The sequence below is a fragment of the Agaribacillus sp. DX54 genome, from assembly GCF_056858335.1.
On the sequence record NZ_JBXEQE010000019.1, the window covers coordinates 123,773 to 130,018 of the forward strand.

The 6,246-nt window shown below is 43.4% G+C and carries 7 protein-coding genes; all 7 read left to right on the plus strand.

Annotation, left to right across the window (positions count from 1 at the left end):
* The first annotated feature begins 109 nt into the window (after nt 1–109).
* On the plus strand, nt 110–421 hold the full coding sequence (locus tag AC04NP_RS19335) for a helix-turn-helix domain-containing protein (RefSeq protein WP_482861576.1): 312 nt from the start codon (nt 110–112) through the stop codon (nt 419–421).
* On the plus strand, nt 418–1,650 hold the full coding sequence (locus AC04NP_RS19340) for a type II toxin-antitoxin system HipA family toxin (RefSeq protein ID WP_482861577.1): 1,233 nt from the start codon (nt 418–420) through the stop codon (nt 1,648–1,650). Before AC04NP_RS19335 ends, AC04NP_RS19340 begins: the two co-directional genes overlap by 4 nt.
* Before the next feature lie 261 nt (nt 1,651–1,911).
* Entirely contained in the window at nt 1,912–2,229 is a 318-nt protein-coding gene (locus AC04NP_RS19345) for a hypothetical protein (RefSeq protein WP_482861578.1), read from the plus strand.
* A 182-nt stretch (nt 2,230–2,411) separates the two neighbouring features.
* Nucleotides 2,412–2,978 carry a single-stranded DNA-binding protein gene (locus AC04NP_RS19350; RefSeq protein WP_482861579.1) on the plus strand — a complete coding sequence of 189 codons (567 nt, stop codon included), beginning with the start codon at nt 2,412–2,414 and terminating at the stop codon, nt 2,976–2,978.
* A gap of 59 nt (nt 2,979–3,037) precedes the next feature.
* Nucleotides 3,038–3,997, plus strand: a complete 960-nt coding sequence (locus AC04NP_RS19355) for an ArdC family protein (protein WP_482861580.1) — start codon at nt 3,038–3,040, stop codon at nt 3,995–3,997.
* Nucleotides 3,990–4,916: a toprim domain-containing protein gene (locus AC04NP_RS19360; protein WP_482861581.1), complete on the plus strand. Its 927-nt coding sequence runs from the start codon at nt 3,990–3,992 to the stop codon at nt 4,914–4,916. Before AC04NP_RS19355 ends, AC04NP_RS19360 begins: the two co-directional genes overlap by 8 nt.
* A gap of 282 nt (nt 4,917–5,198) precedes the next feature.
* Nucleotides 5,199–6,246 (plus strand): ParB/RepB/Spo0J family partition protein (locus AC04NP_RS19365; protein ID WP_482861582.1); only part of this gene is annotated, 1,048 nt, incomplete at its 3' end.

A 6,246-nucleotide genomic window follows, 5' to 3' on the forward strand; every position in this document is an offset into this window, starting at 1 on the left:
ATTGAAATATGTTTTCTATGAATAGTTAGCGTTAGGGAATATGAAACTTGAAAAGTGATTTAATTGCTACTATAATAGTAATTATTGTTATATTTGCAGTATAAGTAATATGATGAAATCACTTATAACCACATCTAAAGCTTTACGAAAAGTTGCTGAGAATATGCGCACTTTGCGACTTGAAAAAGATCTCACCCAGCAAGGGTTAGCTCAGCGCTCGGGTGTCAGCCTGGCTTCATTGCGCAAGTTTGAGCAAAAAGGGCAAATCTCGCTAGAGTCATTTTTCAAGCTTGCTATGGCGCTTGGGCACCTTGAAAATTTGGTTGAGGCGACAAAACCTTTGGATAAAGGTTTCTCTTCCATTGATGATGTCCTGAAAGGCAAACAGGATAAAAAACGACAAAGAGCACGACGCAAATGAGCAATATTATCGCTTTAAATGAAATTAAAGTCGGTCTGAACTTTGGAGCCGAGACTATTTCAGTTGGCCGATTAGCCAGTCGTGATTACAAAATATACTTTGAATTTGATGAAGCGTTTATCGAGTCAGGACTGGATATATCTCCCTTAAAACTCCCTTTGACCTATGGCGTTCAAACTTTCGACCCGCTTCTTTTTGAAGGTTTGCCTGGTGTTTTTAATGACAGTCTGCCTGACGGATGGGGACGCCTGCTATTTGATCGGTTGGTAAAAAGCCGCAACCTTTTACCCAACGAATTCACCCCTTTAGACCGACTGGCTTATGTTGGCTTTACTGGCCTTGGCGCTTTGGTCTATGAACCTGATTACAGTGAGGGAAGGTCAGAAGAAACCATAAACCTTGATGTGCTTGCCGATCAAACACAAGAAGTGATTGACGGAGAGGCTGAAAATGTCCTGGCTGAATTAGTTGACCTGAATGGATCATCTGCCGGAGCCAGGCCAAAAGCCCTAATCGGTGTTGATCAAAACAAACAGCATATCACTCACGGGAAGCATGAATTACCAAAGGGTTATGAACATTGGATAGTCAAATTTGCCAACACAACGGACGGGGTAGATGCAGGAGCTATAGAATACGTCTATTCATTGATGGCTAAAGAAGCTGGTCTTGAAATGGCACAAACTCACCTTTTCCCGGCTTCGAAGGGTGCAGGGTATTTCGCCACCCAACGCTTTGACCGTAATAACAATAAAAGGCTTCATATGCATACGGCAAGCGGCTTATTACATTCTGATTTCAGGACCTCCGCTTTGGATTATGAAGATTTACTAGCCTTGACCGAAGTGCTTACAAAAGATATCAGGGAAGTAGAAAAAATGTTTCGCCTTGCGGTCTTTAATATTCTCTCACATAACAGGGACGATCATGGAAAGAACTTTTCTTTCCTCATGGATAGTTCTGGTCAGTGGAAACTTGCACCAGCTTATGATTTGACTTTCTCATCAGGACCACGAGGACACCAAAGTACCATGGTCATGGGGGAAGGACAAAACCCATCAAACGAACACTTAATCAAGCTAGGCAAAGAAGCCAACCTTACCCGTTCCCAGATTGACCCTATTATTGAACAGACCAAACATGCGCTGGAGCAATGGGAAACACTGTCCGAAAATCATGGTGTGAGCAAAACAAATATCAAACTTATAAAGAGCCGATTACTGGTTTAACCAGTTAAACAATTCCATCTTCCTTATTTAACAGGTTGTGTTATTTTAAAAACTGATTGACTTAACCACAAGGAAAAAGCCCCGCCGATACTAATGGTGGGACTTTTTTACGCACTTTTATTGCTGCATACGATGGTAGGAATTTATTCCTATTTTCTTGACCTAAGCCAATCCATTCTTTAAAGTCCCGCCCTTCAAATCCTGCGTCCCCCTAAGTTTCATATCTCAAAAATCTGAACAACCTGAACAGGAGCTATTTCTATGTCCAATGGCCTATACTATGGCGAAATCGTCGCGAAAATTTCTTACCATCTTTATCAAAACCCCGAACACAAAGCCCAAATCACCGAAGTTATGGGTCGGGACAATGAAAATGAAGATAAGGTCCATACCTTGTGTGCCGATGCTGCCAGAGTATTTGATGCGCTGGAGGACCTTGCCGCCGATCATTTTATCGACTGGAACGAAACCCTGGATGTTTTTGCAGACAAGGTTCTGGATTATTTGTTGGCCGGAAAAGTACCTCAGATCATAGACCTGATCTACATCGCTTCAAATTGCATTCATGAGGCTTACTAAGCTCCTTTTTGGATATCAGACCACTTTTGCCCGTCAAATCGGAAACCTGATCAATCAGAAAAAATGCGGGACGTGGTTCCTGTTTTTTACTGGTCTGTTCAGGTGCATGCTTCCTTGAGAAGCAATTCCTTTGATTTGACCACCTGCAAGTCGGGTCTGTTACCTGGCATCCACCAGTTTTTATGTCGCACCCCATCCTGCTTTGCAGAATGAGAGCGGCACAAAAAACGCTCTTCCTAAAAAAGGAAGGGAATTATACCCCCAACCGACAGGAAAGGAAACGCCCTATGTCAAAAACCAAACCTAAAAAAGAAGAAACGCAAACACCTGAGAGCGTGCAGGAGTTATTTGCTGATGTAAATGTCACGATGAAATCAGGGCATCTTACCAAAGATGCCGAAGTTGTGGCAGAAGGCAAATACGCGAAAATCAGATTTGCCACCAACAAGCAATATCAAACCCCTGACGATGAGGTAAAGACCATCACGAACTATTTCGATGCCCTTATCTCAAGCAATCTTACAGAATCTTTTGAATTGGCGAAGACGCTCAAGAAAGGAGACTGGATATACGCCAAAGGCGAAGACAGTACAAAGTCTTTTGATACACCGGAAGGTTACAAAAAGACCGCCAGTACAATCTTTGCTTACCATCTCGTGCGCAAAAAAGCTAAGGACAGCGAGCTAGCAAATGATAATACAAAGCCCTCTCTCGAAATCTCTAAAGAGCCCGAGGCCATTCCTGCCTAACCTCTCCACCAACTCGGGAAAGCCTTTGATAAGGCTTTCCCACTTTTTTAGGAGCCGATATGACCGAATCAAATTCGAAATTCACAAAGCCAGACATTCACCAGGAGGTAACAGATAAGATAATCAACCTACTAGATGACGTTGATTTGAACGATTATCAGCCCCCATTCGCATCTTTAGCCGCGCAAGGACTACCCATGAACCCAACTACAGACAATTACTATCAGGGGATCAATATTCTGGCGCTCTGGTTTAATCAGCAAAAAAGAAAATTCACCTCCAACCACTGGGCAACATTCAAACAGTGGAAAGAAAAAGGTGCGCATGTGCGCAAGGGTGAAAAAGGCAGCCGCATTGTTTTTTACAAAACGCTCACCAAAGAAGAAAAGAATGCAAACGGGGAACTGGAAGAAAAGAAAATTCCAATGCTCCGTCTTTATACGGTTTTCAATGCCAATCAGGTTGAAGGCTATGAAGATCCGAAGCGCACCCAGGTACCTAGAACTGATCAGGTAGAACGCATCAAACTGGTTGATACTTTCTGTCAAAGCACAAAAGCTGATATTCGCACAGGTGAGAATGAAGCCTACTATGCCATAGCAGATGATTATATCAACATGCCTGAAACTTCCATGTTTCTGAACACATCACAGATCAGTGCAACCGAGCAGTATTACGCAACCTTACTCCACGAGTTAACGCACTGGACAGGTGCAAAAAAGAGACTGGATCGCCCTGGTATCACTGAGAAAGTCAAGCCGGAAGACTATGCCTTTGAAGAGCTCGTAGCAGAGTTGGGTGCGGCCTTTTTATGTGCAGGGCATGGAATTACTCAAACCCAGCCCAAAAACCATACTATCTATATCAAAAGCTGGCTCAAAGCACTCAAAGATGATAAGGCCCACATTTTCAAGGCAGCAGCCCAAGCAGCAAGGGCTGTTGAATATCTCAACAACTTTAACAAGCAAAATTCTCATATTCCAGATGCAGTAAGCTTGGTGGGGGTTCAAAATGGCTAATCCATTTGATTTTACTCGCTTCAAGCAAGACATAAACCTAACGCAATACGCTGCTTATTTGGGTTATGAGATTGATCGCAGGAAAAGTACCCGTCAATCCATTGCCATGAGAAAAGGCAAAGAAGATAAAATCATCATCTCACGGCAGAATGGCATCTGGGTTTACTTCTCTGTCTATAATGATCAGGATAATGGAACCATCATTGATTTCGCCAAGGACCGCACAAACAAATCCCTTTTTGAGATCGGCCAAGAGCTACAAGTTTGGATCGGCGGAAATATTGCCCTTCCCGAACCGACCAGGTATGTCCCCGATGTTCAAGAAAAGCAACCAGATCCCCGCAGGATACAAAGGCTCTTCAACCATTGCTCACCAGCACACAACCATGAATACCTTCAAGGCAGAGGAATCCCCGCAAAAATCCTAACGTCTCCGCGCTTTTTGGGAAGGGTATTTCAGGACCATTTCAAAAATGCCGTTTTCCCTCACTTTAAGGGCAAACAGGTTTGCGGCCTCGAACTAAAAGGGAAGAATGCAGACCTGTTTGTAAGAGGCAGTGAAAAAACCTTATGGCGTTCAAACACAAAGAAGGACGACGATACCCTGATTATCTCCGAAACCCCCATTGATACCCTGAGCTATCAGGTACTTCATTCTCTTAGCAACGCCTTTTACACCTCAACTAGCGGCGCATTTTCTCCACAGCAGGGCGATCTCATTCGAGATTTGGTTACGCTTTCATGGCTGAAGAAAATTGTTCTCATTACAGACAATGATGAGGGTGGAGATGCAATAACGCATAGGCTTACCGAAATAATCATAGGTACAGATTTTACTGGTGCATTAACAAGGCACAGTCCGGATACACGCGGATTGGACTGGAATGATGTTCTGAAAGAAATTTTGGAAATAGCATGAGTTCACATTTCAAGGTGAACAATTTTTGCAAGTTGCTTGGGGGTGAACCCCCGACGCGCGTCAAACCCGAAGCCCAAAGAATTTTAAAAATGCGGTGCAGTAGCGTCCTATTTTAAAAATTCTTTGGCCCAAGCCGCATGAATGCGGTTCGTATGATTTGACCCTTGCCACCCCCATTTTTTGTAACCATTGGGTTTTATGGAAGCGACCCACCTCGCAGCTAAAGCTACGAGATGGTTAGCACCAAAAACCCACCAAGTCATTTTATGAAAGGAAAACACAATGGCCCAAGTAAACCATGTTGAAAATCAAACACAGCAACAAATCCCCTTAAACAAGCTTAATGTAGCGCCTGAAAACTCACGAAAAACCAATGTGACAGCAAGACAGGACGAACTGAAAGCTTCGATCAAAGCCTACGGTCTACTCCAACCTTTACTCATTAGACCTGCGGATAAAGAAGGACGGTTTTTTGTGGTGGATGGTCAAAGAAGACTTTTAGCCCTGAAAGCTCTTGTGAAAGATAAAGTTCTGAAATCGACTTTCCCTGTTAAATGTGAACCCATCAACCCCGAAATCGCTCAGCAGGTTTCCTTAACCGCCAATGTTCAGACACAATCCATGCACCCCGCAGACCAGTTTGAGGCGTTTTTTGAAATGAGCGAAAACAATATTTCAGTGGGTGATATCGCCGCCCGTTTCGGTGTCTCTGAAAAAACCGTTAAACAAAGGCTGAAATTGGCTGGTGTTTCCTCAAAGCTTCTTGACCTATATCGTGAAGGAGAAATGTCCCTTGAGCACCTTGAAGCCTTTACCTTAACAGACGACCATGAAAAACAGGAAAGCCTATGGTCGCAACTACCGACTTGGCAAAAGAACCCACGCCAAATCAAATCCATGCTCACGGAGCAAAAAATCAGTTCCAACGATCACCGAATTAAATTCATTACCCTTGAAGCCTATGAAAAAGCTGGTGGTCATGCAGAGCGTGATTTATTCTCAGAGGATATCTATCTCACAGACCTAAAGCTTATTGAAAAGCTCTTTAGTGAAAAATTGCATGATGCAGCTAAGGCCATAGAAGCTGAGGGCTGGGCTTTTGTGGAGGTTTCACCAAGCTATGATTATGAGTTTACCCAAGATTATCAACATATCTACCCTGAGCCTGTTGAATTGAGCCAAGAAGATGCGGATAGGCTTCAAGCCATTGATAAAGAATTCGAGCATCTTCGAGGTATCTACCATGATTCGGATAATCAGGACGAGCTTGATGAAAAATGGGACGCTCTCGAAATTGAACAAGAGCAAATCGAAGCAGAAATGGAAGCTT

Coding starts and splice junctions, on each gene's coding strand:
- AC04NP_RS19340 (WP_482861577.1), top strand. CDS start 418: ATGAGCAATATTATCGCTTTAAATGAAATTAAAGTCGGTCTGAACTTT.
- AC04NP_RS19335 (WP_482861576.1), top strand. CDS start 110: ATGATGAAATCACTTATAACCACATCTAAAGCTTTACGAAAAGTTGCT.
- AC04NP_RS19355 (WP_482861580.1), top strand. CDS start 3,038: ATGACCGAATCAAATTCGAAATTCACAAAGCCAGACATTCACCAGGAG.
- AC04NP_RS19345 (WP_482861578.1), top strand. CDS start 1,912: ATGTCCAATGGCCTATACTATGGCGAAATCGTCGCGAAAATTTCTTAC.
- AC04NP_RS19360 (WP_482861581.1), top strand. CDS start 3,990: ATGGCTAATCCATTTGATTTTACTCGCTTCAAGCAAGACATAAACCTA.
- AC04NP_RS19350 (WP_482861579.1), top strand. CDS start 2,412: ATGTCGCACCCCATCCTGCTTTGCAGAATGAGAGCGGCACAAAAAACG.